Below are 25,214 nucleotides of genomic sequence, written 5' to 3'. Positions count from 1 at the left end.
CGGGTGTTAGCATCCGCGCATGACTTCGGAGAAGACGGTCGCCCAGCGCCGGGCGACCACCGCGATCGGCGCGACCGCCGCGCTGATCGGCTGGCTCGCACTCGTCGAGCTCACCAGCGGCATCCTGCAGGGCTACTACGTGCCGCTGATCTCCGACATCGTCAAGCATCTGGGCATCCACGACGCCGACTACAACTGGTTCGAGGCCGCTCAGCTCCTGCTCTCCGCCCTCGTCGTGCCGGTGCTCGCCAAGCTCGGCGACATGTTCGGGCACAAGCGGATCCTGCTGGTCGCGACCGTGCTCACGGCGCTGTCGAGCTGGGCGCTGGCGTTCTCGCACGACTTCACGACGTACCTCATCGCGTTCGCGCTGCAGGGCTTCTACGTGGTCTGGCTGCCCCTGGAGATCGCGCTCATCTTCGACCGCGGCCGGCGCACCGACACGGCAGCGTCGCGCACCCGGCGGGCGGCCGGCCTGCTCGTGGTCGCGCTGGAGTTCGGCGCCATCGTCGGCGCGATCGGCGCGGGCCTGCTGTTCGACGCGTTCGGCCAGAACGTGACGACCACGCTCATGGTCCCCGCCGTGGCGGTCACGCTCGTGTTCTTCGCCATCCTGTTCGGCGTCCCCGAGTCCGAGCCGGTGAGCGGCCGGACGCTGGACGGGGTCGGCTTCGTGCTGCTCACGCTCGCCCTGCTGCTCATCACCTCCGGCCTGACCTTCCTGCGGATCAACGGCGTCGGCACCTGGTGGGTCTGGGCGCTGATCGTCCTGGGGGTGCTCGCGTTCATCCCGTTCGGGCGCTGGGAGCTGAGGCAGAAGGACCCGGCCATCGACCTGCGGGTGCTGCGGCAGCCCACCATGTGGCCGGTGCAGCTCACCGCCGGCCTCATCGGGATCAGCCTCCTCGGCGCGCAGGCCCCGCTCAGCACGTACGCCGGCACCGACCCGGTCAACGGCTACGGCCTGGGGCTGAGCGCCGGCCAGAGGAGCATCCTGATCGGCGCCTACCTCATCTCGATGATCGTCGGCGCGGTGCTCTTCCCCGTGGTGTCGTCGTGGCTGAGCCCGCGCGTGACGCTCATCGGCGCGTCCTTCCTGGTGGCCATCGGGTACCTGCTGTTCCTGCCGTTCCACCTGGAGACCTGGCAGGTGTTCACCAACATGGCCATCGCCGGCATCGGCTCCGGCGCGCTGGTCGGGGCGCTCCCCGCCGCCGCAGCAGCAGCCGCCCCGCGCGGGCAGACCGGCGTCGCCACCGCGATGACGAACACCACCAAGACGATCGGCGGCTCGTTCGCGTCCGCCGTCTTCGGCGTCGTGCTGCTCACCGGAGCGGCGACCGTCACCGCCACCGCAGCGAGCCTGTTCGGCTACATGCTGGTCTGGACGATCTGCGGACTCGGTGCCCTCGTCGCCGCCGTGCTGCTGTTCTTCGTGCCGCGCCTGGCGTTCGCCGACGCGGAGGCGGCGACCATCGCCGCGGATTCGACAGTGAACACAGGGGCGACGATCGGCTAGGGTTCGCGAACAAGGGGGATCATGGACACTCAACTACCGCCGCAGGTCGGCGAGGCACTCACCGTGTTCCTGCTCGAACAGCGCCGCCTGGCGCCCGGCCTGGTCAGCCGCGCGGTCGTGACCGGCTCCGCCGCGACCGGCGACTGGTACGACGGGATGAGCGACATCGACGTGGTGTTCGTCGTCACGCGCGACCCGGTCGACGACCTCCCGGTGCTGGCGCCCCTGCACGCGGCGTCGTCCCCGCACATCGACGGCGTCTACCTCACCGAGTCGGAGATCGCCCGCGGCCCGGACCAGGTGGAGACCGCGCCGCAGGTGGTGGAGGGCGTGCTCGTCAGCGCCCTCGCCGGCGGCCAGCTGAACTGGGCGACCTGGCTGGAGCTGGAGGACGGCGTGCAGGGCGTCGTGGACGGCGGCGACGTGATCTGGACGCCGACCGCCGACCGCCACCCGGACACGGCGTCACGGGTGGGCGCCCGCTCGCGCAGCGACCTCATCGACTTCTGGGGGCCGGTCGGCGACAGCGCCGAGGGCGAGCTCGCCGACCGCGAGCCGGGCGATCCGGTGCGCTCGGAGACGGTCCGCTGGCTCGCCCTCGGCCCGATCCGGCTGGTGGAGACCATGGAGTCCGGCCGCATCGTGTCGAAGACAGACGCCGCCCGCAGCGCCGCCGCGCGCTGGCCAGAGCACGCGGACCTGCTGGACCGCGCCATCCGCGACCGCGCCGGCGACCGGCAGACCTTCATCACCGCCGACGCCCGGGAGGCCATCGCCCTCCTGCGCCAGTGCGTCGCCCTCGCCCGCGCTTGAGCAGACGACCGAGGGGCACGTCGTTGTCACTTTTCGGGCGGAAAAGTGACAACAACGTGCCCCTCGGCGTCAGGGGTTCCCGGGGTTAGACGCGGGCGGCGTCGGCTACCGCTCGGGCGGCGGCGAGGCCGGCCGACAGGTCGGCCTTCAGGTCGTCGATGTTCTCCAGGCCGACGGAGAGGCGCACCAGGCCCGGGGTCACTCCCGCGGTGAGCTGCTGCTCCGGGGTGAGCTGGGAGTGCGTGGTCGAGGCCGGGTGGATGACGAGGCTGCGCACGTCGCCGATGTTGGCGAGGTGGCTGAACAGCTTCAGGCTGTCGACGAGGGCCGCGCCCGCGTCCACGCCGCCCTTGAGCTCGAACGACAGCACGGCGCCGACGCCCTTCGGGGCGTACCGGTTGGCTGCGGCGTACCACGGGCTCGTCGGGAGGCCGGAGTAGTTGACCGAGGCGACATCGGGGTGGGCCTCCAGGAACTCCGCGATCTCCTGCGCGTTCTGGGTGTGCCGCTCGACACGCAGCGAGAGCGTCTCGATGCCCTGGATGAGCTGCCACGCGCTCGCCGGCGCGATCGCCGAGCCGAGGTCGCGGAGGAGCTGGACGCGGGCCTTGATGATGTAGGCCAGGCCGTCGCCGACCGCTGCCGTGTAGACGGCGCCGTGGTACGACGGGTCCGGCTGGGTCAGGCCGGGGAACTTCTCGGCGTTCTTCGACCACTCGAAGCTGCCGCCGTCCACGACGACACCGCCGATGACCGTGCCGTGGCCGCCGAGGAACTTGGTGGCCGAGTGCACGATGATGTCGGCGCCGTGCTCGAACGGGCGGATCAGGTACGGGGTCGCGATCGTGTTGTCCACGATCAGCGGGACGCCGGACTCGTGCGCCACCTCGGCGACGAGCTCGATGTCGAGGATGTTGATCTTCGGATTGCCGATGGTCTCCGCGAAGAACAGCTTGGTGTTCGGGCGGACCGCGCGGCGCCACTCCTCGGCGTCGTCCTGGTTCTCCACGAACGTCGTCTCGATGCCGAGCTTGGCGAGCGTGTACTTGAACAGGTTGTAGGTGCCGCCGTAGATCGAGGAGGACGACACGATGTGGTCGCCGGCCTGCGCGATGTTCAGCACCGCGAAGGTCTCCGCCGCCTGGCCCGACGCGACGAGGAGGGCGCCGGTGCCCCCTTCGAGCGCCGCGACGCGCTCCTCCACGACCGCCTGGGTCGGGTTCTGGATGCGGGTGTAGATGTTGCCGAACTCGGCGAGCGCGAACAGGTTCTTGGCGTGCTGCGCGTTGTTGAAGACGTAGGAGGTCGTCTGGTAGATCGGGGTCGCGCGCGCGTTGGTCACGGGGTCCGGCGCGGCGCCGCTGTGGATCTGCTTGGTCTCGAACTGCCAGTCGGCGGCGTCGGTCATGGCTTGAGCTCCTTGTTCGGGTGATGTCCTGCGGGTGGGTGGCACCGTTCGGTGGTCGCTCACACGCTAGACTCGCGGCCGCGCGTGGGCAACGTGCCCGAAACATGCCGTAACCCGTGAGAATAGGCAGCATGAGCAGCAGACGTGTGGTCGTGACGGGAGCGAGTTCGGGGATCGGTGCGGCGACAGTCCGCCTGTTCCGCGAGCGGGGCTGGGAGGTCGTCGGCGTCGCCCGCCGGCAGGAGCGCCTGGACCAGCTCGCGGCGGAGACCGGCGCCGAGGTGTTCGCCGCCGACCTGACCCGCCAGGAGGACGTGGACGCGCTGCGCGACCACCTCGCCGCGACCGGCCCCATCCACGCCCTGGTCAACAACGCCGGCGGCGCCAAGGGGCTCGACTCGGTGGAGGCCTCCAGCGTCGACGACTGGGTCTGGATGTACGAGATCAACGTCATCGGCACCAAGCGCGTGATCAGCGCGCTGCTCCCCTGCTGCGAGACGGCGCGCGCCAGACCGGGCACGCCGACATCCTCAACCTCACCTCGATCGCGGGCCTCAACGCCTACGTCGGCGGCGGCGGGTACAACGCGGCCAAGTTCGCGGAGCACGCCCTCACCGAGGTGCTGCGGCTGGAGCTGAACGGCGAGCCCATCCGCGTGGTGGAGGTCGCCCCGGGCATGGTCGCGACCGAGGAGTTCTCGCTGGTCCGCTTCGACGGCGACCGGGCCCGCCGCGACGCCGTCTACGAGGACGTGCCGGAGCCGCTGACCGCCGAGGACGTCGCCGAGACGATCGTGCACGCGCTCGAACTGCCGCGGCACGTGGACCTCGACCTGATCGTGGTGAAGCCGGTGGCGCAGGCGGCCTCCTACCGCTTCGCCAAAGGCGAGCTGAAGGTCAAGGGCTGACGGGACGATCATGGCGGACGACGCGAAGCGCAGGCGCTGGGAGACGGCCACGGTGTGGCCGGGCGTCGTCGCGAGCGTCGTCTTCCTCGTCGCCTACTCGTGGACGGTCCTGCAGCCGGACATGGGGCGGCTGCTCTACGGGACGCTCATCTCGCTCCTCGCCCTGATCTGGGTGGGGTTCCTCGTGGACTACGTCGTGCGCTTCCACCTCGCGGAGGACAAACGCCGGTTCGTCCGGCACAACGTCGTGGACCTGCTGTCGGTGCTGATCCCGGTCGCGCGGCCGTTCCGGCTGATCGGCGATCTGTTCCGCATCCCGAGCCTGCGCGGCGGGAGCGGGAGCCATCTGCGCCGGCGCATCATCATCATCGCGGGCACCTTCGTGCTGATGTTCATCTACGTCATCTCGCTCGCCGAGTACCAGGTCGAGCGCTACGCCCCCGGGTCCAACATCCACTCCTTCGGCGACTCGCTCTGGTGGGCGTGCGTGACGATGGCGACCGTCGGCTACGGCGACTACTACCCGGTCACGGTGGCGGGACGCCTGCTGGCGATCGTGCTGATGATCGGCGGCGTCGCGATCGTCGGCACCGCGAGCGCCACGATCGTCAACTACCTGAACGACCAGACCCAGCAGGCCAGGGAACGCCGGGCGCGGGAGCACGAGAGGGCGGACGGGCCGAGGCCCGTGGAGGACCCCGACCCGCACCGCCGCGACGACGACTGACGTCGGCTCAGCGTTCGATGGACGCGGGCTCGTCCCCCGAGCCGCCTCCCGCCGGCGCTGCGCCGGTCAGCGATCCCAGCACTGCGCCGAGGTCGATCCCGGCGGCGATCAGGTAGGCGGCGGCGACCGACCAGCCGTTGGCGAGCGCGAGCACCCCCGAGGCGCCGAACAGGGTGAGCCCGGCGCCGAGGCCGGTCCCCGACAGCGCGCCGTCGAGGAGGTCGAAAAGCTCGCCGAAGAGCATCGAGACGAGCAGGACGACGAGCCCGGCGGCGCCGATGGCGATGAAGACGAGCACGGACTCCCCCTTGTCTGCCGCGCTACATTCCGCATCTGACATAGTGGCCAGAGATCGCGGGAGGCCGCGCCGCCACCGCGGCGTAACACAGCACCGCGCACTCCCGCGCTCGGCGAGAATGGGCGCATGGAGTGGCAGACCTCGGCGGACACGGCACCCTCGAGCTTCATCACGGAGGCTCAGGCGCGGTCGCTGCTCGGCAAGCCCGCGGCGAGCGGCGCGTGGAAGGAGTCCGACCCGGCCGGATCGCGGTCGTTCGCCGGGATCGGCGCGTTCGCGTTCGAGAGCGGCGAGAGCGTCCCGTTCGTCCGGGTCGCATACGAGACCTGGGGCGAGCTGTCCGAGGCGCGCGACAACGCCGTGCTCGTGCTGCACGCTCTGACCGGGGACAGCCACGCGGTCGGCGCCGCCGGTCCCGGCCATTCGACGCCGGGCTGGTGGCAGGGCATCATCGGCCCCCGCAAGGCGATCGACACCGACCGCTGGTTCGTCGTCGTCCCGAACATGCTGGGCGGCTGCCAGGGCACCACCGGCCCCGCTTCGATCGCGCCGGACGGCGCGGAGTGGGGGCCGCGCTTCCCGTTCACGACCATCCGCGACCAGGTGAACGCGCAGGCCGCGTTCGCCGACGCCATCGGCGTCGCCCGCTGGGCCGCGGTCGTCGGCGGTTCGATGGGCGGGATGCAGGCGTTGGAGTGGGCCGTGACGTTCCCCGAGCGCGTCGAGCGGCTGGCGGTCATCGCCGCACCCCCGTTCTCCACCGCCGACCAGATCGCGCTCAACTCGGTGCAGATCGAGGCGGTGCGCACCGACCCGCTGTTCCACGGCGGCTACTACTACGACGAGAAGGACGGCGAGGGCCCGCACCGCGGCCTCGCGCTCGCGCGCCGGATGGCGCTGCTCAACTACCGCAGCCCGTCCGAGCTGAACGAGCGGTTCGAGCGCGCCTGGCAGAGCGGGATCAGCCCGCTCGGCGGCGGCGGCCGGTTCGCGGTGGAGTCGTACCTCGACTTCCACGGCAACAAATTCACCCGGCGTTTCGACGCCAACAGCTATCTGACGCTGGTCGAGGCGATGAATTCTCACGACGTCGGCCGCGGTCGCGGCGGACTCGCGGCCGCGCTCTCACGCGTGACGGCGCGCACCCTGGTGGTCGGGATCGACAGCGACCGGCTCTTCCCGCTGGAGGGACAGGAGCTTATCGCCTCCCACCTCCCGGAGACGATCGACGGTAGGCTGCCGGTGGTGATCCGCTCCGACTTCGGTCACGACGGATTCCTGATCGAGGACGACGCGGTCAGCGAGCAGCTCAGGAGGCTGTTCGCGGCGTAGAGGGGAACGGAGGGGCATGTCGCGCATCCAGAAGGAGCGTGATCGGCTGCTCGCCACCACCGCCCGCACCGTCGGCCTCACCGCCACGGCGACGACGCTGCTCACCCTGAGCGTGCCCGGCACGATCCCGCTCCCCTCTACTTCGCGTCGCTCGTCCTGCTGGCCTGCATGGCCGTCGCCCAGTTCCAGCTCGTCGCCCTCAACCGTCTCACGGTCTGGGTGTGCGTGACCGTGGTCGCGGGACTCGGGCTGATCCTCCTGCACCTGCTCCCGCACGCCCAGCTCGGTCCGTCCGCCGTCACCACGATCGGCGTCGTCGGCGCGGTCGGCATCGCCAGCGTCTCGGTGGTCGGGCCGACATCCCGCGCCCGCACGCTGCTGGCCGCGGTGGCCGGCGCCGCGACCATCGGCGCCACGGTGACCACGCTGCTGGCCACCGGGTCGCGGCTCGTCGAGATCCTGATCTTCATCGCGGCCGGCTGGGTCGCCCTGACCGCGACCGGCATCTGGCTGTCGCGGGCGGTGCCGCGGAGCCTGAAGCGCATCTCCACCATGAGCCGCGCCTACCGGGTGGAGCGCCAGGCCAGCGAGACGGAGGCGCGCCGCCGCCAGGGCGCTCGCCTGCTGCACGACACGGTGCTCGCCACGCTCACCCTGCTGGCCCACTCCGGCGTCGGGGTGGGCGTCAGCGCGCTGCGCGAGCAGGCCGCGGAGGACGCCGCCCTGCTCCGCCAGCTCCGGCTCGGCTTCACCCCCGACCCGTCGCGGTCGGGCGACTACCGGCTGAAGCCCGTGGAGGAGTCCACCCTCGGCAACACCCTGGAGTCGGTCAAGCAGCGCTTCCGCCGGATGGGGCTGGAGGTCAACTGGCACGGCGCCGGCCAGGTGCTGCTGCCCAGCGACGTGCTCGACTCGTTCCTGCTGGCGCTCGGCGAGTGCCTGGAGAACGTGCGCAGGCACTCCGGGGTCCTCGAGGCGCACGTGACCATCACCGACGACGAGACAACCGTGCGCGCGATGGTCACCGACGCGGGCAAGGGCTTCGACGTCGCGAGCATCGAGGAGGGCAGGCTCGGCTTCACCGAGTCGATCGTCGCCCGGCTGCGCGACGTCGGCGGCAATGCCCGGCTGTTCTCGTCGCCGGGCAGCGGGACCACCGTGGTGCTGGAGGTGCCGAAGTGACCAGGAACGATCGCACCATCCCGATCTCCCGCGGGCTCTTGGGCGGCCGCGTGCCCGGCGCGCCGAAGCCCGGCACTTCCGGCACCGCCAAGCTGGGGGCGGCGTCGCTCCCGCGCGGCCGGCAGGAGCGCGACGCCCTCGGGCGCGCCAGGCTCGACCTCGGCTTCAACGTCGCCTCCCTCGCGCTGATCGCGTTCCTGTTCGCGATCATGGTCATCACGGCGCCGTATTATCCGGCCCTGCCGTTCAGCGTCGCCGCGTGGGGCGTCCTGATCGTCACCCTGGTGACCGCGCTCGTCCTTCGCTTCCGGCTGCCCGACGTGCTCCCGGACTGGCTGTTCGGCGTCGCGCTGGTGCTGTGGGCGGCGGTCGTGGTGCTCGACGTCCTCGGCACCGTGTCCCCGACGGACTGGCTCCCCCTCACCGCCGCGGCCTCGGTCGGGCCGGCGCTGCTGCTGTGCGTGCCGGTGCGGCCGGCACGCGACATCCTCGTCTCGACGGCGGTGCTCGGGGTGGTGCTCGCCGTCGTCCTGCTGCTGCGGTCGTTCCACGACATCCAGATGCTCGGGCCCGGGATCGCGACCGTCGCGATCGCCGTCGCCCCTCCCCTCGTCGGCGTCGAGATCGTCCGTTCGCTCAGCACCCTGGTCCAGCTGGAGCTGGACCTCGTGCAGGCGCAGAGCACGGTGTCCTCCCCGGGTACGCGGTCGGGATGATGGCCTCGGAGGAACTCGCCCGGCTCGACCTCGCGGCCGAGCGGCTGCTCGACGGCGTCGCGACCGGCCGCACCGCCCTCCCGCTCGACGAGGCGACCGCGGACCAGGCGGCCTCGATCGCCACCGAGCTGCGCCTGCACCTGATCCAGGGCCGCAAGGAGACCTGGCTCTACCACGCGGTCACGGAGTCCGCTCTGCTCGGCCCGACGGTCACGCTCAGCGACCCGGACGGCCTCGCCGCCGGCCTCACCCGTGATCAGCGCGACGGCCTCCTCACCGCGGTCTGGCTGATCATCAGCGACCCGGTGCGCTCCGGCGCCGGACAGACCCGCAGCCTCTCCCTCGACATCGAGCGCGCCGCCGGGCCACAGGTCGCCGCGGGGTCGGCCGTGGCCACCGGTGCCACAATGGGCATCGTGATCACGACCACCGGTGTGCCGCGAAACGGGGTAGACCCTGCGGCGTGGCAAGCTATCCGTAAGGTGGGGCGTCACGCCGAGTCGTTCAGCGACTCGGCGTTGCGGATCGAGATCACCACCGTGAGCGACACGACGGCCGAGCTGACCTGACCCAGCCGGCCAACCAGGAAGACCGGTCACACCGGAAGAAAGGGCTGCTCATGAGCGAGACTCCCCCATCAGGATCGCCATCGTCGACGATCACAAGATGCTCCTCGGCGCACTCACCGAGTGGATCCGCGGCGCGGCGGACGACATCAGCATGGTGGCGGCCGTCGCGAGCTGGCCGGAGCTGCTGACGCACCCGGAGTTCCCGGTGGACGTCGTGCTGCTCGACCTCGACCTCAAGGACAACATCCCGATCTCGCTGAAGCTGTCGACGCTGAAGACGACGGGTGTGCGCACTGTGCTGATGAGCACGTATTCCGAGCCGGCCGTCGTGCGGGAGGCGCTGGCCGCCGGCGCCCTCGGCTACCTCGTCAAGAGCGAGGACGCCGAGATGATCGTGGAGGCCATCCGCGCCGCGAGCAAGGGCGAGTCCTTCATCTCCGCCGAGCTCGACCTCGCGCTCAACGCGGGCGAGCTGGGCGGCGCGCCCAAGCTGAGCGCGCAGGAGCGCCGCGTGATGGCGCTGTACGGCGCGGGCGAGCCGGTGAAGGCCGTGGCCTTCCAGCTCGGCATCTCGGACGAGACCGCGAAGAGCTACCTCAAGCGCATCCGTGAGAAGTACCGCGTGGCCGGATACGACGTCGGCACGAAGGTCGCCCTCCGCAAGCGCGCCATCCAGGACGGCATCCTCCTCCAGAACGACTGACGCGCTGAGCCCGCGCAAACCACCTGACAGGACACGCCGTCTCGCGCCACGCGCAGGCGGCGTGTTCTGTCAGTTCGTTTTGTCGTAACGTGATTGAAACGTCACACTCGAAACGATTCGATAGACTGTCACGGTGAACCCGGTTATCGACGGGCCGACGACGTCGTCGCCGGCCCGTACTCGTCTTGCGCTCCTCGCGCTCGCCCTCGGCGGCTTCGGCATCGGCTCGACCGAATTCGTCGCGATGGGCCTGCTGCCGAACATCGCCCACGACCTCCTGCCCCAACTCTACGCGGCCTCCCCGACGGCCGCGAACGCGCAGGCCGGCTGGATCATCTCGGCCTACGCGCTCGGCGTCGTCGTCGGGGCGCCGACCATCGCCGCGGTCGCCGCACGGTGGCCGCGCAAGAAGCTGCTGCTCTGGCTGCTCGTCGCCTTCACGGTCGGCACCATCGCGTCGGCGCTCGCCCCGACCTTCCAGCTGGTGCTGGTCGCGCGGTTCCTCTCCGCGCTGCCGCACGGCGCGTACTTCGGCATCGCCTCTCTGGTCGCCGCGTCGCTGATGGGGCCGGGCAAGCGCGGCCAGGGCGTCGCGTTCGTGCTCTCCGGGCTCACCATCGCGAACGTCATCGGCGTCCCGTTCATCACCTGGATCGGGCAGCAGCATGGCTGGCGCGTCGCCTACATCGTGGTCGCCGCGATCTTCGCCCTCACCTTCGCCGCCGTCGCCCTCCTCGTGCCGTGGCAGGCGGGCGACCCGCGGGCCACGCTGCGCAACGAGCTGAGGGCCTTCACCCGCCTCCAGGTCTGGCTGGCGCTGCTCATCGGCGCGATCGGCTTCGGCGGCTTCTTCGCGGTCTACACGTACGTGGCGCCGATGGTCACGACGGTCACCGGGCTCCCGGCGTCGGCTGTCCCGCTGGTGCTGATCCTGATCGGCGTCGGGATGACCGTCGGCAACCTCCTCGGCGGCCGGATGGCCGACCGCAGCGTCGAACGCGGGATGCTGGCGTTCTTCGGGGTCATGCTCGCCGGGCTGGCGGCGCTGTTCCTCACCGCGTGGAGCCTGGCCGGCCTCCTGATCTCGGTCTTCGTCGTCGCTTTGGCCGCCTCCGCGCTGTCGCCGATGATCCAGACCCGCCTGATGGACGTCGCCCACGACAGCCAGTCGATCGCGGCGGCGCTGAACCACTCGGCGCTCAACATCGCGAACGCCTCCGGCGCCTTCCTCGGCGGTCTGACCATCGCGGCCGGCTTCGGCTACCTGTCGCCGATCGTCGTCGGCGCGATCCTCGCGGTCGCGGGCATCGTGCTCGCGCTGGTCTCGTTCGGGATCGACCACTCGCGGGAGCGGCGCGGGGTGGACACCGGCGTCGTCCACGCCCAGCGCCCCGACCCGGTGCCGATCGACTGACCGGCGGCTAGCGCGCCCCGTCCTCGAAGAACTCCGCCACGTCCACGTCCACGCCCTCCTCGGCCCGCTCCGGCCGACGGAGGCCGGACCGGACGGCGCCGACGATCGCGACGACGACGGCGCCGGTGAGGGTGCCCGCGATGAGCACGAGCACCGGCAGGTAGATCGGCCACCCGTAGAGCAGCACGAAGTAGCCGATCGTGAGGAACGGGTTCGGGTCCACCTACTCGCCCGCCGCCTCGTCCCGCCGCAGCGCGGCCTCCAGCCGCTCGACCTTGCCGTCGAGCTCGCCGCGGTAACCGGGGCGGATGTCGGCCTTCAGCACCAGCGAGACGCGCGTGCCGTAGGCGCCCACGGCCTCCGTCGCGCGGCGGATCACGTCGAAGACCTCGTCCCACTCGCCTTCGAGCTCGGTGAACATCGAGTTCGTGCGGTTCGGGAGGCCCGACTCGCGGACGATCCGGACCGCGGCCGCGACCGCGTCGTGCACCGAGGCGTCCGGCGCCTCTCCCCCGCTCGGAGCAACCGAGAATGCGACCAGCATGAGCCCCTCCTTACTCTCGTGCACCGGGATGGTAGGTCCGGCGCCCGGACCAGTCTAGGAGGGCGAGCAGACGCCGGTGCGGTTAGGGCGCCTCGCTCACCGGTACCGGGTGCGCGTCGGGCGCCGCGCGGAACGGCCACGCGTGCGCGGGCAGCAGGTCGCCCGACGCCTCGTCCCTGTGCCGCTTGCGCCAGAGCGCGCCGATGGTCCAGCCGAGGACGGCGAAGTACATCAGGTTGCGCGCCGTGAGCACCGCGACCATCGCCGGCAGCGGCACGAGCAGGCCGTCGTACAGGTACGGATAGATGACCTGGGTGAGCGCCGCCGTGGTCAGCACCAGGATGGCCGGCGTCTTGAACCCGCGGCCCTGGTACACCAGCCCGATCACGACCGGGGCGGCGAGCCAGACGATGTACTGCGGCGAGCCCACCTTGTTGAACGCGATGAAGGCCGTCACGAGCGCCAGCGACAGCTCGGGGAGGATGCGCGTGTAGGGCGTCCCGCGCCGGAGCGAGCGGATGCCGATGAGCGCGACGACCAGCACGGTGAGCGCGAGCATCGGGTTCATCAGGGAGCCGCCTGCACCGTCCCCTGGCCCGTCACCTGGAAGGTGAGCAGGTCCCGGTCGTAGTAGACGACGGCGTCGGGGACGTGGAACGCTGCCTGCCACATCCAGAAGGTCGCGACCGGCGCCTCGATCTGGATGCCGCGGTCGGTCTGCGCCGTGATGAAGCTGAGCACGTGCATTCCGCCGCCGAAGATCAGCGGAACGGCCGCGATGATCAGGCTGGTCACGGCTCCGGTCACCACGATCCGCCACCGCGTCTTCATCGCGATCACGGCGGCGACGATGATGGCGGCCGGCCACACCTTGATCCACGTGGCGATGGTCAGCACCACGACCGCGGCGCGCTCGTGGAAGGTCAGCCAGAGCAGCCCGACGATCGCGAGCGAGCCGGAGACGGCGTCGAGGCGGCCGACCGCGATCGGGCCGAGGAGCAGCAGGAAGCCCAGCCACCACCAGGCGGCGACCAGACGGCGCGGCTCACGTCCGACGATGAGGACGGCGAACGCGGCGGCGTTCAGCAGCATGACCATCGTCAGCCAGCCGCCGAGGTAGTTGTCCTCGCCGAACAGCAGCGGCAGCATGATCGGCACGATCGCGCCGAACGGGTACACCCAGTCGGCGTTGAGGCCGACGATCTCGGTGCCCTGTGCGGCGAGCTGCGCCCACGGCTTGTAGACCCAGAAGACGTCGCCGAAGCCCGTGTGCTGCAGCAGCCCGAGGCCGCCGATGACGAGGTGGACGACGAGGAAGCCGATCCACAGGCTCAGCGGGCTGGCCGCGACCCGGCGCAGAGTCGACGCGTCCGAACCCCCGTGCGGCGCAGGAACCGGTAGCGGAGCGGCGTCCATCCCCGCGGCGTCTATCCCCATAGCGCCTCATCTTATGGGACCGGTATCGGTGGCGCCGCCCGCGGAGGCCCGCCAGTGTGCGAGGTCGCTCAGCTTCGCGCGAGCAGCGCCCGCAGCACCGCAGGCACGGCCTCCGCCACGTCGAGCGCCGCCACGGGGCCGCCCTGCGAGGCGGCCTCGCCCGCGCGGCCGTGGACCCAGGCGGCGGTTGCCGCGAGCGCCGCGAGCGCCTCGTGCCCGCGCTCCCGGACGGCGTCGGCGTGTGTCGCGACGAGCGCGCCGAGGATGCCGCCGAGCACGTCGCCGCTGCCGGCGGTCGCGAGCCATGGCGGCCCGGCGGTCACGGCGACACGGGAGCCGTCGGGGGTGGCGATGTGGGTGGTGTGGCCTTTCAGCAGCACCGTCACACCGAGCGCGGAGGCCGCACGCTCGGCCCAGCCTCCCGGGTCCCGGCTGATCTCGTCGGGCTCCGGCGTCGGAGCGGCGTCGTCGGCCGCCGCGGCGAGCGCCTTCGACAGCTCGCGGTAGTGCGGGGTGATCACGACCGGCCCGCGCCCCCGCATCACCAGGTCGAGCGCGCCGGCGTCGATCACCAGCGGGGTGCCGTCGTCGAGCGCCTCGCGGAGCCGGCGGAGGTCGTCGTCGTCGCGGTCGTCGGCGTCCATCCCGGAGCCGAGGAGCCAGGCCTGCACGCGCCCGGGCGCCGAGACGACCTCGGGCCGGCGGCGCAGCACCTCGTGGGCGGCGTGCTCGGGGCCGAGGTACCGGATCATCCCCACGCCGGTGCGGGCGGCCGCCTCGGCCCCGAGCACGGCGGCGCCGGGATAGCGCGCGGAGCCGGTGACCATCCCCAGCACCCCGCGCGTGTACTTGTCGTCGGACTCGGTGGGCACGGCGATCCAGCCGCGGGCGAGCTCCCCGCTCCAGGCCGTCCCCACCGCCAGCTCGGACGGGACCGTCATCTCCTCCATCGAACCTCCTCCGCCCACGATAGGTTGAGAATGTGAGCATCTCCATCCCCGGAACGGTGGTCGTCTTCGACTACGGCGAGGTCATCTCTGTCACTCCGAGCGAGGCGGACCGCACCGCGCTCGTGGGGATCGCCGGCGGCGACGCCGAGCAGTTCTGGCCGGCGTACTGGCGGCACCGCAACGCACTCGACCAGGGCACGCTGTCGATCCAGCAGTACTGGCGCGGCATCGAGCGGGAGCTCGGCGAGAGCTGGGAGGACGCGACGATCCACCGGCTGTGGCTCGCGGACTTCCGGAGCTGGCTCACCATCGACCACGACACGCTCCAGGTGCTGCTCGACCTCAAGGCCGGCGGTACCCGCCTGGCGCTGCTCTCGAACGCGGGCCGCGACTTCGGCTCCTACTTCCGGCACGGCACGCTCGGCGACCTGTTCGAGCAGGTGTTCGTCAGCGGCGAGCTGGGCACGGTCAAGCCGAGCGCCGAGATCTTCGAGCACGTCATGGCCGAGCTCGGCGTGACGCCCGCGCATACCGTGTTCATCGACAACAAGCCCGAGAACGTCGAGGGCGCCCGCGCGCTCGGGATCGCCGGGCACGTCTACACGTCGGCGGACGACCTCCGGGCATATCTGCAGACTCTCGCGGCTTAGTAACGAGTATGACTTCGCTCTTCGATCCGCTGACCCTGCGCGGCGTGACGGTCCGCAACCGCATCTGGACCTCCCCGATGTGCCAGTACTCGGTGCTCGACCACTCGGGGGTGCCGCAGACCTGGCAGCTCGTCCACCTGGGCTCGCTCGCGACGGGAGGCAGCGGGATCGTCTTCACGGAGGCGACGGCCGTCTCCCCGGAGGGCCGCATCTCGCCGCGCGACACCGGCATCTGGTCCGGCGAGCAGGCGGAGGCCTGGCGGCCGATCGTCGAGTTCGTCGCGTCGCAGGGCGCGGTGCCCGCCATCCAGCTCGCGCACGCGGGCCGCAAGGCGTCGAGCTGGCCGGCCTGGGGCTTCGAGGACCGGCACGGCTCTGTCCCGGCCGAGGAGGGCGGCTGGAGCGCCGTCGCGCCCTCCCCGATCGCGTTCGGCGACCTGGCCGTGCCGCAGGAGCTCGACCTCGCCGGCATCGACACGATCGTCGCCGACTTCCGCGCAGCCGCCAGGCGGGCGGTCGACGTCGGCTTCCGCATCCTGGAGCTGCACGCCGCGCACGGCTACCTCCTGCACGAGTTCCTCTCCCCATCGCCAACCACCGCACCGACGAGTACGGCGGCTCGCTGGAGAACCGCGCGCGGCTGCTGCTGCGCGTCGTCGCCGCGGTGCGCGAGGAGATCGGCGACGACCTCCCGCTGTTCGTGCGGTTCTCCGGCAGCGACTGGACGCCGGGCGGCTGGGACGAGCAGCAGACCGCGACGGTCGCCGGCTGGGCGCAGGAGGCCGGCGCCGACTTCTTCGACATCTCCTCCGGCGGCATCCAGACCGGCGTGCGCATCCCGCTGCAGCCCGGCTACCAGGTGCCGTTCGCCGAGCACGTGCGCAGCTCGGCCGAGGTGGACGTCAGCGCGGTCGGCCTCATCACGACGCCGCAGCAGGCGGCCGACATCGTGGAGGGCGGCAGCGCCGACGCGGTCATGCTGGCGCGCGAACTCCTGCGCGACCCGCACTTCCCGTTGCGGGCCGCTCACGAGCTCGGCGTCAGGATCGACTACTGGCCGCCGCAGTACCTGCGGGCGGTCTGGCGCGACTGAGGCGTCGCATCGCCCCGGCTACATCGGAGTCAGCGGCTGGGTCAGGCAGAGGTAGTTGCCCTCGCTGTCCTGGAACCAGGCCGACTTGCCGGTGTCGTCCGTCGCCACGCCGTTCTCGGTCTTCAGGCCGGGGAAGTCGTAGTCCGCGAACTGCACTCCCCTGCCGCGCAGGTGCTCCATCTCGGCATCGATGTCGTCCACCAGCCAGCACATGGCGGTGTTCTGCGCGGTGCCGGCGTTGGACGTCTCGTAGATGTAGATCCAGGAGTCCCCGCCCGTGCGGTAGCGGACCCCCTGCTCGCTGGTGTCCTCCGGTTCGAGTTCGAGCTTGTCGCGGAACCACGCCGTGGCGCGCGCCAGGTCCGAGGCAGGAAGGACGGAGTAGGTCTTGCTCGACGATAACATGAGAATTTCTCCTCTTCTTTCCGCGCGCATGCTACTCGCCGGTGGCGGCTTTGGCCCCCTGAACAGAACGGTCTACAGCCGCCGCGTGGCGTCCTGCACTTCGCCGACGAGCTCCTCGATGATGTCCTCCAGGAACACCACGCCGGCGGTCGTGCCCTCGCCGTCGACCGCGCGCGCCAGGTGGCTGCCGGTGCGGCGCATGCTCTCCAGCGCGTCCTCAAGGTCGGAGTCGATGAACACCGTGACCAGGCGGCGGATCCGCTTGACGGGCACCGGGAGGTCGAAGCCGGTCTCCTCCAGGTCGAGCACATCCTTCAGGTGCAGGTAGCCGGTCGGCTCGCCGTCGGCGTCCGGCACGACGTAGCGCGAGAAGCCGTACTTGGCGACGGCCCTCTCCACGTCCGCGGGCGTCGGTGCGGGCGGCAGCGAGACCAGCGTCTCCGGCTTCACCATCGCGTCGCGCACCTTCTTCTCGGTGAACTCGAACGCCGCGGTCAGCGCGCCGATCCGGTCGGTCAGCAGGCCCTCGCGCGTCGACTGGCTCACGATCGTGGCGACCTCGTCGAGCGTGAAGGTGCTGGCCGCCTCGTCCTTCGGCTCCACCCGGAACAGCCGGAGCACCGCGTTCGCGCTCGCGTTCAGCGCGACGATGATCGGGCGCACCGCGCGTCCGATGCCGACCAGCGGAGGCGCGAGCAGCAGCGCCGCCCGGTCGGGCATCGAGAACGAGATGTTCTTCGGCACCATCTCGCCGAAGACCACGTGCAGGAACGACACCAGCACCAGCGCGATGATGAACGCGACCGTGCCGATCACGTCCTCGGACCAGCCCGTCGCGTGCAGCGGAGCCTCCAGCAGGTGGTGGATGGCCGGCTCGGAGACGTTCAGGATCAGCAGCGAGCAGACGGTGATGCCGAGCTGCGTGGTCGCGAGCATGAGGGTCGCGTGCTCCATCGCGTAGAGCGCGGTCTTGGCGCTGCGCTTGCCGCGCTCCGCCAGTGGCTCGATCTGCGAGCGCCGAGCGGAGATGACCGCGAACTCGGCGCCGACGAAGAACGCGTTCACGAGGAGGAGCACCACCAGCCAGGCGATTCCGGCCCAGTCGCTCATGCGGCACCTCCCGTCGACGGCTCGTCCGGGTCGGGCGTGTAGCGGATCCGGTCGACCCTCCGCCCGTCCAGCCGCTCGACGCGCAGGGTGCCGCCGTCGATCAGGACCTCGTCGCCGACCTTCGGGAGGCGGCCGAGCTCGTTCATGACGTAGCCGGCGACCGTCTCGTACGGGCCCTCCTCCGGAACGGTCACGCCCGCCTGCTCCCGCAGCTCGTCCGGGCGCAGGATGCCGGGGAAGGTGATGGAGTCGCGGCCGCGGACCACGCCGGCCCGGGTCCGGTCGTGCTCGTCGGCGACCTCGCCGACGATCTCCTCGACCAGGTCCTCCAGCGTCGCGATGCCCGAGGTGCCGCCGTACTCGTCCACGACGACCGCCATCTGGTAGCCGCGGCCGCGGAGCTCGCCGAGGAGGGTGTCGAGCGTCATCGTCTCCGGCACGCGCAGCGCCTCGGTCTGGAGGGCGGAGACGGGCACACGCGCGCGGCGCTGGCGCGGGACGGCGACGGCCTGCTTGACGTGCACGAAGCCGACGACGTCGTCCACGTCCTCGTCCATGACGGGGAAGCGCGAGTAGCCGGTGCGGCGGGCGAGCCCGATCACGGTCTGCGCCGGGTCGGTGCGCTTGACGGCCTCCACCCGGGGCCGCGGCGTCATCACGTCGGACGCGGTGCGCGACGAGAACGCGAGCGTGCGGCTCAGCAGCGTGGCGGTGTCGGCCTCCAGCACCCCGGCGCTCGCCGACCGCCGCACGAGGGAGGACAGCTCGTCCGCGGTGCGGGCCGCCGACAGCTCCTCCTTCGGCTCGATGCCGAGCAGCCGGAGGAAGCCGTTGGCCGTGCCGTTGAGCACGAAGACGAACGGGCGGAATACCATCGTGAACACGGTCTGGAAGGGGATGACCAGCTTGGCCGTCGCGATCGGCAGCGCGAGAGCGAAGTTCTTGGGCACCAGCTCGCCGAGGATCATCGACAGCAGCGTCGCCACCGTGATCGCGACCACCGACGCGATCACCACGACCGCGCCGTCCGGGAGGCCGAGTGCGGTGAGCGGGTCGCGCAGCAGCGAGCTGATCGCGGGCTCCATCGTGTAACCGGTCAGCAGCGTCGTCAGCGTGATGCCGAGCTGGGCGCTGGAGAGGTGCGTGGAGGTGATCTTGAGGGCGGCGATCGTCATCGTCAGCCGCGACTCGCCGCGCTCGCGCCGCGCTTCGAGGTCGGCGCGGTCGAGGTTCACCAGGGCGAACTCGCTGGCGACGAAGAGGCCGGTGCCGACGGTCAGGAGGAGGCCGACCCCCAGCAGGATCCACTCAGAGAGCACGGCGACCACCCCGCCCGGGCGGACTCATCGGTTGGAATGGGCTGGCAGAAGGAGGGTCGTCCATTTCCCGAGAAGTATAGCGGCGCGGACCGCCGAAATGCCGGGGGTCGGACGGTCCGCGCGATTCCCAGCGGACGCATCGGATCGCCATAGCGCGTCCGGAGCGGGCGGCGGCATCCTCACGGCAGAAGTCCACCGAGAGGAACGCACGATGAGCACCACAGCCCCGAACCCCGGCCAGCCCTGGCAGCCGGACCCGCAGTACGGCCAGCCGGCGCCGCAGTACGCGCCGCCCGCTCCGCACTACGCGCCGCAGGGCTCCGTGCCGCAGGGTTCCATGCCCCCGGCCAGGGAGTCGCACGGCAGCGTCCTGCACCGCTGGCCCAGCTGGGCGCAGAACAGCGCCCTCGCGGTCGGCGCCGTCGCCGTGCTCGTCATCGTCTTCTTCGCCGGCTATTTCACCGCCCACGCGGTCGACGGCGGAGCGCGCGGCGGCTTCGGCACGAACCAGAACTTCACCCCGCGCCAGTTCGGCGGCAACGGCGGCTTCGGCGGCCAGTCCGGCAACGGCTTCGGCGGCCAATCGGGTTCCGGAACCGGTTCGGGCACCGGTTCCGGCAACGGCTCCTAGGGGCGCTACCAGCTGACGGGGAGGGCCTTGCCCTCCTCGTAGCCGGCGGCGGATTGGATGCCGACGAGGGCGCGGTCGTGGAACTCGGCCAGCGTGCGGGCGCCGGCGTAGGTGAACGAGCTGCGCAGGCCGGTCGTGATCATGTCGAGCAGGTCCTCGACCGACGGCCGCAGCGGGTCGAGGTAGATGCGCGAGCTGGAGATGCCCTCGGCGAAAAGCGTCTTGCGCGCCCGGTCGAACGCGTCGAGCCGCTCGAACCGGCCGGTGACCGCCTTGGTGGAGGCCATCCCCCAGCTCTCCTTGTAGAGCGCGCCGCGCTCGTCGCTCACGATCGCCCCCGGCGCCTCGATGGTGCCGGCGAACCAGGAGCCGATCATCACGGACGCGCCGCCCGCGGCGAGCGCCAGCGCGACGTCGCGCGGGTACCGCACCCCGCCGTCCGCCCAGACGTGCGCGCCGAGCTCGCGCGCGGTCGCGCTGGTCTCCAGCACGGCCGAGAACTGCGGGCGGCCGACAGCCGTCATCATGCGCGTGGTGCACATCGCGCCGGGACCGACGCCGACCTTGAGGATGTCCGCGCCCGCCGCGACCAGGTCGCGCACGGCCTGCTCCGTCACCACGTTGCCCGCGACGATCGGCAGGCCGAGCCCGAGCTTCTTGACGGTGTGGATGGCGCGGCGCATGCCGTCCTGGTCGCCGTGCGCCGTGTCGATCACCAGCACGTCGACGCCCGCCGCGGCCAGCGCCTTGGCCTTCGACGCGACGTCGCCGTTGATGCCGACCGCCGCCGCCACGCGCAGGCGGCCGTGGGCGTCGAGCGCCGGCGTGTAGATGGTGGAGCGCAGCGCGCTCGTGCGGCTCAGCGTGCCGACCACCCGCCCGTGCGAGAGCACCGGCGCGAAGGCGAGGCCGGCGGCGTCCATGACGTCGAACGCGGCCCGGCCGTCCGGGAGGTCGTCCGCGTCCAGCGAGGTGAGCGCGCCGTGCAGGAGGTCGCCGATCCGCGCGTCCGCCAGCGCCGACCCGAGCTGGACGGCGGCGAGGCAGCCGAGGTACTTCCCGGCGTCGTCGCTCACGACCACGCCGTGCCCCTCGACGGCAGGGACGCGCCGCAGCACGTCGGCCACGGTCTCCTCGGGGCGCGCTTCGTACGGCGTGTCGAACGCCACCGGCTGCGCCTTGACCCAGCGGATCGCCTCGTCCAGGTCCTGCAGGTGCATGTCCTGCGGGAGCACGCCGAGACCGCCGCGGCGGGCGAGCGTGGCGGCCAGCCGCTTGCCGGTCACCGAGTTCATGTTCGCGGACACGATCGGGATGGTCGCGCCCGTCCCGTCCTGCGGCGCGAGCGACACGTCGAGACGGCTCGTCACGTTGGATCGCGAGGGGACCAGGAAGACGTCCGAGTAGGTGAGGTCGTGCCGCGGAGTCGTCGCATAGAACTGCATGAGAATAACGGTATCCTCCCGGGCCGAACGCCCGCACCCGGTCGCGGATGGGATTAGGCTTGAACCTCGGATGGAACGGGTGGTCCAAGGCTGCCCGATCGTAACGAAATCAATGGAGAGAGTGGGCGATCGGCTGTGTCGAGCCAATTGACCGGAGTAGGAACCGACGACGGATCGTCGGGCGAGTTCGGAGCCAACGAGTGGCTCGTCGAGGAGCTGTACGAACAGTTCCTCAGGGACAGGAACTCGGTCGACAAGTCCTGGTGGCCGATCCTGGAGAACTACAAGCCGAGCGCGAAGGAGGGCGAGGCCTCGACCCCGAGCGAGACGCCCGCCCCGACGCCGGCCGAGCCGGGCGTCCCCACCCCCACCGAGCCGACCGTCCCGACGCCGACCGAGCCGACGGTCCCGACTCCTCCCGCGCAGCCCCCGGCGCCCGCACCCGCGCCCGGCGCCCCTGAGCAGCCCTCCGGTCCGTCCGAGTCGTCCGAGCCCAGCCCGGTCACGACCCCCATCCCGATCATCGGCGCCCAGCCGGTGGCGCGCACCACCTCGATCGCGCCCAAGCCGCAGCCGGTCCCCGCCGACGCGCCGGTCACCTCCCCCAACGCCACCGTGGAGGCGGCCGAGGAGGACAAGGTCACCCCGCTGCGCGGCATGGCGAAGTCGCTCGCCACCAACATGGACGCCTCGCTCACCGTCCCGACCGCGACCAGCGTGCGGACCATCCCCGCCAAGCTGATGATCGACAACCGCATCGTCATCAACAACCACCTCAAGCGCGCCCGCGGCGGCAAGGTGTCGTTCACCCACCTGATCGGCTGGGCGCTCATCCAGGCGCTCAAGGACTTCCCGAGCCAGAACGTCTACTACGAGGAGGTCGACGGCAAGCCCTCCGTCGTCGCCCCGGCGCACATCAACCTCGGCATCGCGATCGACCTGCCGAAGCCGGACGGCACCCGTGCCCTGCTCGTGCCGAGCATCAAGCGCGCCGACACGATGGCCTTCGGCGAATACCTGGCCGCGTACGAGGACCTCGTCTCCAAGGCCCGTAACAACAAGCTCACCGCGGGCGACTTCGCCGGCACCACCATCTCGCTGACCAACCCGGGCGGCATCGGCACGGTGCACTCCGTCCCGCGCCTGATGAAGGGCCAGGGCGCCATCATCGGCGCCGGCGCGCTCGAATACCCGGCCGAGTTCCAGGGCTCCAGCGAGAAGACTCTCGCCGGCCTCGCGATCGGCAAGACCATCACGCTGACCAGCACCTACGACCACCGGGTCATCCAGGGCGCGGGCTCGGGCGAGTTCCTGAAGATCGTGCACGAGCTGCTGATCGGCAAGCGCAGCTTCTACGAGGACATCTTCGCCGAGCTGCGCATCCCCTACATCCCGATCCACTGGAACCCGGACATCTCGGTCGACCTGGCCAGCGCCGTCGACAAGACCGCCCGCGTGCAGGAGCTGATCAACTCCTACCGGGTGCGCGGCCACCTCATGGCCGACGTCGACCCGCTGGAGTACGTCCAGCGCAGCCACCCCGACCTCGAGATCGAGAACCACGGCCTCACCTTCTGGGACCTCGACCGCGAGTTCGTCACCGGCGCGTTCGGCGGCGACAAGCGCAAGATGAAGCTGCGCGACATCCTCGGCGTGCTGCGCGACTCCTACTGCCGCACTGTCGGCGTCGAGTACATGCACATCCAGGACCCGGCCCAGCGCAAGTGGTTCCAGGACAAGCTGGAGCGCCCGTACGAGAAGCCGACCCACGACGAGCAGCTGCGCATCATGGGCAAGCTCAACGAGGCGGAGGCGTTCGAGACCTTCCTGCAGACCAAGTACGTCGGGCAGAAGCGGTTCAGCCTGGAGGGCGGCGAGTCCACCATCGCGCTGCTGGACACCATCCTGCAGGGTGCCGCCGAGGCCGGGATGGACGAGGCGGCGATCGGCATGGCCCACCGCGGCCGGCTCAACGTGCTCACCAACATCGCGGGCAAGACCTACGGTCAGATCTTCCGCGAGTTCGAGGGCACGCAGGACCCGCGCACCGTGCAGGGCTCCGGCGACGTCAAGTACCACCTCGGCACCGAGGGCACCTTCAAGGGCGCCGACGACGCGGAGATCCCGGTCTACCTGGCCGCGAACCCGTCGCACCTGGAGGCCGTCGACGGCGTCCTGGAGGGCATCGTCCGCGCCAAGCAGGACCGCCGCCCCGCCGGCACCTTCCTCACCCTGCCGATCCTCGTCCACGGCGACGCCGCGATGGCGGGCCAGGGCATCGTGGTCGAGCAGATGCAGATGTCGCAGCTGCGGGCGTACCGCACCGGCGGCACCATCCACGTCAACATCAACAACCAGGTCGGCTTCACCACGCCTCCCGGCGAGGTCGGACGTCGGTCTACTCGACCGACGTGGCGAAGACCATCCAGGCGCCGATCTTCCACGTGAACGGCGACGACCCGGAGGCCGTGGTGCGCGTCGCGCAGCTCGCGTTCGAGTACCGCCAGGAGTTCAAGCGCGACGTGGTCGTCGACCTGATCGTCTACCGCCGTCGCGGTCACAACGAGGGCGACGACCCCTCGATGACGCAGCCGCTGATGTACAACCTCATCGAGGCCAAGCGCTCCGTCCGCCGCCTCTACACCGAGGCCCTCGTCGGCCGCGGCGACATCACCGAGGAGGAGTACCAGGCGGCGCACGCCGACTTCCAGGACCGCCTCGAGCGCGCCTTCATGGAGACGCACGCCGCGCAGACCAACTCGGTGCCGATCATCACGCAGGGCGAGGCCACGGCCGACCTGGAGCACCCGATCGCGCAGCAGGATGAGAACGACAACGTCGGCGAGCCGGACACCACGGCTGTCAGCGAGCAGGTCATCTCGCTCATCGGCGACGCGTTCAACAACCCGCCCGCGGGCTTCACCGTGCACCCGAAGCTGCAGCAGCTCCTCAACAAGCGCAGCGACATGAGCCGCAACGGCGGCATCGACTGGGGCTTCGGCGAGCTGCTGGCGCTCGGCAGCGTGCTGCTGGAGGGCACCCCGGTGCGCCTCGTCGGCCAGGACTCGCGCCGCGGCACGTTCGTGCAGCGCCACGCCGTCCTCCACGACCGCATGAACGGCCAGGAGTGGCTGCCGCTGGCGAACCTCAGCGACAACCAGGCGAAGTTCTGGATCTACGACTCGCTGCTGAGCGAGTACGCGGCGATGGGCTTCGAGTACGGCTACTCGGTCGAGCGGGCCGACGCGCTCGTGCTCTGGGAGGCCCAGTTCGGCGACTTCGCCAACGGCGCCCAGATCATCATCGACGAGTTCATCACCTCGGCCGAGCAGAAGTGGGGCCAGCGCTCGTCGCTCGTGCTCCTCCTCCCGCACGGCTACGAGGGCCAGGGGCCGGATCACTCCAGCGCCCGCATCGAGCGCTACCTGCAGCTGTGCGCCGAGAACAACATGACCGTCGCGCGCCCGTCGACCCCTGCGTCGTACTTCCACCTGCTGCGCCGCCAGGCCTACGCCCGGCCGCGCCGTCCGCTCGTGGTGTTCACGCCGAAGGCGATGCTGCGCCTGCGCGGCGCATCCAGCGATGTCGCCGACTTCACGAACGGCAAGTTCGAGCCGGTCATCGACGACGCGCGGATCACCGACAAGGCGGCGGTCAAGCGCGTGCTGTTCATGGCGGGCAAGCTCTACCACGACCTCGCGAACGAGCTGGAGAAGAACCCGAACCCGGAGATCGCGCTGGTGCGCGTGGAGCAGTTCTACCCGCTCCCCGGCGAGGAGCTGAAGGCCGTGGCGGACTCCTACCCGAACGCCGAGCTGGTGTGGACGCAGGACGAGCCGGAGAACCAGGGCGCCTGGCCGTTCATCATCCTGGAGACCTCCAAGCTGGGCCCGCGCCCGATCGGCGTCATCTCGCGCCCCGCGTCCGCGTCGCCCGCCGCGGGCTCCGCGAAGCGCCACGCGCAGGAGCAGTCGCTGCTGATCCAGCGCGCACTGACGCTCTAGAACCCGTCGACAACGGAGGAGCCGCGGCCCGATTCGGG

At 71.0% G+C, this 25,214-nt stretch carries 22 protein-coding genes and 3 pseudogenes; 14 read left to right on the top strand and 11 right to left on the bottom strand.

Annotated features, from left to right (window positions below; genetic code table 11):
* Positions 1–19: 19 nt before the first annotated feature.
* Together ACQ86L_RS19050 and ACQ86L_RS19045 are read left to right on the top strand one after the other, a co-directional pair.
* Entirely contained in the window at positions 20–1,519 is a 1,500-nt protein-coding gene (locus tag ACQ86L_RS19050; RefSeq protein ID WP_434316786.1) for an MFS transporter, read from the top strand.
* A gap of 21 nt (positions 1,520–1,540) precedes the next feature.
* The gene (locus ACQ86L_RS19045; protein WP_434316785.1) at positions 1,541–2,332 is read left to right on the top strand and encodes a nucleotidyltransferase domain-containing protein; all 792 of its coding nucleotides are present in this window, start codon (positions 1,541–1,543) and stop codon (positions 2,330–2,332) included.
* A gap of 85 nt (positions 2,333–2,417) precedes the next feature.
* Here ACQ86L_RS19045 and ACQ86L_RS19040 read toward each other — a convergent pair whose 3' ends face one another.
* Positions 2,418–3,740, bottom strand: a complete 1,323-nt coding sequence (locus ACQ86L_RS19040; protein ID WP_434316784.1) for a bifunctional o-acetylhomoserine/o-acetylserine sulfhydrylase — start codon at positions 3,738–3,740, stop codon at positions 2,418–2,420.
* 131 nt (positions 3,741–3,871) lie between these two features.
* Here ACQ86L_RS19040 and ACQ86L_RS19035 point away from each other — a divergent pair.
* Both ACQ86L_RS19035 and ACQ86L_RS19030 read left to right on the top strand, forming a co-directional pair.
* A pseudogene (locus ACQ86L_RS19035) lies at positions 3,872–4,647 on the top strand (SDR family oxidoreductase).
* Positions 4,648–4,657: 10 nt separating this feature from the next.
* Positions 4,658–5,374 carry a potassium channel family protein gene (locus tag ACQ86L_RS19030; protein WP_434316783.1) on the top strand — a complete coding sequence of 239 codons (717 nt, stop codon included), beginning with the start codon at positions 4,658–4,660 and terminating at the stop codon, positions 5,372–5,374.
* Positions 5,375–5,381: 7 nt separating this feature from the next.
* Here ACQ86L_RS19030 and ACQ86L_RS19025 read toward each other — a convergent pair whose 3' ends face one another.
* A complete protein-coding gene (locus ACQ86L_RS19025; RefSeq protein WP_434316782.1) occupies positions 5,382–5,672 on the bottom strand; it encodes a hypothetical protein in 291 nt (96 codons plus the stop codon).
* Positions 5,673–5,798: 126 nt separating this feature from the next.
* Here ACQ86L_RS19025 and metX point away from each other — a divergent pair, with 126 nt between their 5' ends.
* The 6 genes from metX (at position 5,799) to ACQ86L_RS18995 (ending at position 11,588) form a co-directional block, all read left to right on the top strand.
* Entirely contained in the window at positions 5,799–7,004 is a 1,206-nt protein-coding gene (metX, locus tag ACQ86L_RS19020) for a homoserine O-acetyltransferase MetX (RefSeq protein WP_434316781.1), read from the top strand.
* A gap of 168 nt (positions 7,005–7,172) precedes the next feature.
* Positions 7,173–8,186: a sensor histidine kinase gene (locus ACQ86L_RS19015; protein WP_434316780.1), complete on the top strand. Its 1,014-nt coding sequence runs from the start codon at positions 7,173–7,175 to the stop codon at positions 8,184–8,186.
* Positions 8,183–8,902 carry a hypothetical protein gene (locus ACQ86L_RS19010; protein ID WP_434316779.1) on the top strand — a complete coding sequence of 240 codons (720 nt, stop codon included), beginning with the start codon at positions 8,183–8,185 and terminating at the stop codon, positions 8,900–8,902. The genes ACQ86L_RS19015 and ACQ86L_RS19010 overlap by 4 nt, the downstream gene beginning before the upstream one ends.
* Positions 8,899–9,471: a hypothetical protein gene (locus ACQ86L_RS19005; protein WP_434316778.1), complete on the top strand. Its 573-nt coding sequence runs from the start codon at positions 8,899–8,901 to the stop codon at positions 9,469–9,471. Before ACQ86L_RS19010 ends, ACQ86L_RS19005 begins: the two co-directional genes overlap by 4 nt.
* A gap of 67 nt (positions 9,472–9,538) precedes the next feature.
* On the top strand, positions 9,539–10,174 hold the full coding sequence (locus ACQ86L_RS19000) for a response regulator (RefSeq protein WP_434318926.1): 636 nt from the start codon (positions 9,539–9,541) through the stop codon (positions 10,172–10,174).
* Between the two features lie 133 nt (positions 10,175–10,307).
* A complete protein-coding gene (locus ACQ86L_RS18995) occupies positions 10,308–11,588 on the top strand; it encodes an MFS transporter (protein ID WP_434316777.1) in 1,281 nt (426 codons plus the stop codon).
* A gap of 7 nt (positions 11,589–11,595) precedes the next feature.
* Here the strand turns inward: ACQ86L_RS18995 and ACQ86L_RS18990 are convergent, their stop codons facing one another.
* The 5 genes from ACQ86L_RS18990 to ACQ86L_RS18970 all read right to left on the bottom strand — a co-directional run bounded on the left by ACQ86L_RS18990 (position 11,596) and on the right by ACQ86L_RS18970 (position 14,519).
* The gene (locus ACQ86L_RS18990; protein ID WP_434316776.1) at positions 11,596–11,811 is read right to left on the bottom strand and encodes a hypothetical protein; all 216 of its coding nucleotides are present in this window, start codon (positions 11,809–11,811) and stop codon (positions 11,596–11,598) included.
* Positions 11,812–12,132, bottom strand: a complete 321-nt coding sequence (locus ACQ86L_RS18985) for a thiamine-binding protein (protein WP_434316775.1) — start codon at positions 12,130–12,132, stop codon at positions 11,812–11,814.
* Positions 12,133–12,214: 82 nt separating this feature from the next.
* On the bottom strand, positions 12,215–12,700 hold the full coding sequence (locus ACQ86L_RS18980) for a hypothetical protein (protein WP_434316774.1): 486 nt from the start codon (positions 12,698–12,700) through the stop codon (positions 12,215–12,217).
* Positions 12,700–13,569: a glycosyltransferase 87 family protein gene (locus ACQ86L_RS18975; RefSeq protein ID WP_434316773.1), complete on the bottom strand. Its 870-nt coding sequence runs from the start codon at positions 13,567–13,569 to the stop codon at positions 12,700–12,702. Before ACQ86L_RS18975 ends, ACQ86L_RS18980 begins: the two co-directional genes overlap by 1 nt.
* Before the next feature lie 68 nt (positions 13,570–13,637).
* On the bottom strand, positions 13,638–14,519 hold the full coding sequence (locus ACQ86L_RS18970; RefSeq protein WP_434316772.1) for an ADP-dependent NAD(P)H-hydrate dehydratase: 882 nt from the start codon (positions 14,517–14,519) through the stop codon (positions 13,638–13,640).
* Positions 14,520–14,551: 32 nt separating this feature from the next.
* Here ACQ86L_RS18970 and ACQ86L_RS18965 point away from each other — a divergent pair, with 32 nt between their 5' ends.
* Together ACQ86L_RS18965 and ACQ86L_RS18960 are read left to right on the top strand one after the other, a co-directional pair.
* Positions 14,552–15,169 carry an HAD family hydrolase gene (locus ACQ86L_RS18965; RefSeq protein WP_345836680.1) on the top strand — a complete coding sequence of 206 codons (618 nt, stop codon included), beginning with the start codon at positions 14,552–14,554 and terminating at the stop codon, positions 15,167–15,169.
* An 8-nt stretch (positions 15,170–15,177) separates the two neighbouring features.
* Positions 15,178–16,262 (top strand): annotated as a pseudogene (locus ACQ86L_RS18960) (NADH:flavin oxidoreductase/NADH oxidase).
* Positions 16,263–16,280: 18 nt separating this feature from the next.
* Here ACQ86L_RS18960 and ACQ86L_RS18955 read toward each other — a convergent pair.
* From ACQ86L_RS18955 to ACQ86L_RS18945, 3 genes are all read right to left on the bottom strand, one after another.
* On the bottom strand, positions 16,281–16,667 hold the full coding sequence (locus ACQ86L_RS18955; RefSeq protein WP_434316771.1) for a VOC family protein: 387 nt from the start codon (positions 16,665–16,667) through the stop codon (positions 16,281–16,283).
* Positions 16,668–16,739: 72 nt separating this feature from the next.
* On the bottom strand, positions 16,740–17,777 hold the full coding sequence (locus ACQ86L_RS18950; RefSeq protein ID WP_434316770.1) for a hemolysin family protein: 1,038 nt from the start codon (positions 17,775–17,777) through the stop codon (positions 16,740–16,742).
* The gene (locus ACQ86L_RS18945; RefSeq protein ID WP_434316769.1) at positions 17,774–19,105 is read right to left on the bottom strand and encodes a hemolysin family protein; all 1,332 of its coding nucleotides are present in this window, start codon (positions 19,103–19,105) and stop codon (positions 17,774–17,776) included. Before ACQ86L_RS18945 ends, ACQ86L_RS18950 begins: the two co-directional genes overlap by 4 nt.
* A 202-nt stretch (positions 19,106–19,307) precedes the next feature.
* Between ACQ86L_RS18945 and ACQ86L_RS18940 the strand changes: the two genes are divergently transcribed.
* Complete coding sequence (locus ACQ86L_RS18940; protein ID WP_434316768.1) at positions 19,308–19,727, top strand: hypothetical protein; 420 nt, start codon at positions 19,308–19,310, stop codon at positions 19,725–19,727.
* Positions 19,728–19,732: 5 nt separating this feature from the next.
* Here ACQ86L_RS18940 and ACQ86L_RS18935 read toward each other — a convergent pair whose 3' ends face one another.
* Positions 19,733–21,172 (bottom strand): GuaB1 family IMP dehydrogenase-related protein, encoded by a 1,440-nt coding sequence (locus tag ACQ86L_RS18935; RefSeq protein WP_345836686.1) that lies wholly within the window; start codon positions 21,170–21,172, stop codon positions 19,733–19,735.
* Between the two features lie 135 nt (positions 21,173–21,307).
* On the opposite strand from ACQ86L_RS18935, the pseudogene ACQ86L_RS18930 reads away from it, so the two are divergent.
* A pseudogene (locus ACQ86L_RS18930) lies at positions 21,308–25,176 on the top strand (multifunctional oxoglutarate decarboxylase/oxoglutarate dehydrogenase thiamine pyrophosphate-binding subunit/dihydrolipoyllysine-residue succinyltransferase subunit).
* Positions 25,177–25,214 lie beyond the last annotated feature (38 nt).

The sequence above is a fragment of the Leifsonia sp. P73 genome (assembly GCF_051059105.1).
In the GTDB taxonomy this organism is placed as follows: domain Bacteria; phylum Actinomycetota; class Actinomycetes; order Actinomycetales; family Microbacteriaceae; genus Leifsonia.
The sequence above is the reverse complement of the archived record's forward strand: the minus strand, read 5'-3'. Positions and strand labels throughout refer to the sequence as shown.

Excerpts from the sequence above, each read along its gene's own strand:
- ACQ86L_RS19050 (WP_434316786.1), top strand. The coding sequence starts at position 20 with ATGACTTCGGAGAAGACGGTCGCCCAGCGCCGGGCGACCACCGCGATC.
- ACQ86L_RS19045 (WP_434316785.1), top strand. The coding sequence starts at position 1,541 with ATGGACACTCAACTACCGCCGCAGGTCGGCGAGGCACTCACCGTGTTC.
- ACQ86L_RS19040 (WP_434316784.1), bottom strand. The coding sequence starts at position 3,740 with ATGACCGACGCCGCCGACTGGCAGTTCGAGACCAAGCAGATCCACAGC.
- ACQ86L_RS19030 (WP_434316783.1), top strand. The coding sequence starts at position 4,658 with ATGGCGGACGACGCGAAGCGCAGGCGCTGGGAGACGGCCACGGTGTGG.
- metX (WP_434316781.1), top strand. The coding sequence starts at position 5,799 with ATGGAGTGGCAGACCTCGGCGGACACGGCACCCTCGAGCTTCATCACG.
- ACQ86L_RS19015 (WP_434316780.1), top strand. The coding sequence starts at position 7,173 with ATGGCCGTCGCCCAGTTCCAGCTCGTCGCCCTCAACCGTCTCACGGTC.
- ACQ86L_RS19005 (WP_434316778.1), top strand. The coding sequence starts at position 8,899 with ATGATGGCCTCGGAGGAACTCGCCCGGCTCGACCTCGCGGCCGAGCGG.
- ACQ86L_RS18985 (WP_434316775.1), bottom strand. The coding sequence starts at position 12,132 with ATGCTGGTCGCATTCTCGGTTGCTCCGAGCGGGGGAGAGGCGCCGGAC.
- ACQ86L_RS18980 (WP_434316774.1), bottom strand. The coding sequence starts at position 12,700 with ATGAACCCGATGCTCGCGCTCACCGTGCTGGTCGTCGCGCTCATCGGC.
- ACQ86L_RS18975 (WP_434316773.1), bottom strand. The coding sequence starts at position 13,569 with ATGGGGATAGACGCCGCGGGGATGGACGCCGCTCCGCTACCGGTTCCT.
- ACQ86L_RS18970 (WP_434316772.1), bottom strand. The coding sequence starts at position 14,519 with ATGGAGGAGATGACGGTCCCGTCCGAGCTGGCGGTGGGGACGGCCTGG.
- ACQ86L_RS18955 (WP_434316771.1), bottom strand. The coding sequence starts at position 16,667 with ATGTTATCGTCGAGCAAGACCTACTCCGTCCTTCCTGCCTCGGACCTG.
- ACQ86L_RS18950 (WP_434316770.1), bottom strand. The coding sequence starts at position 17,777 with ATGAGCGACTGGGCCGGAATCGCCTGGCTGGTGGTGCTCCTCCTCGTG.
- ACQ86L_RS18940 (WP_434316768.1), top strand. The coding sequence starts at position 19,308 with ATGAGCACCACAGCCCCGAACCCCGGCCAGCCCTGGCAGCCGGACCCG.
- ACQ86L_RS18935 (WP_345836686.1), bottom strand. The coding sequence starts at position 21,172 with ATGCAGTTCTATGCGACGACTCCGCGGCACGACCTCACCTACTCGGAC.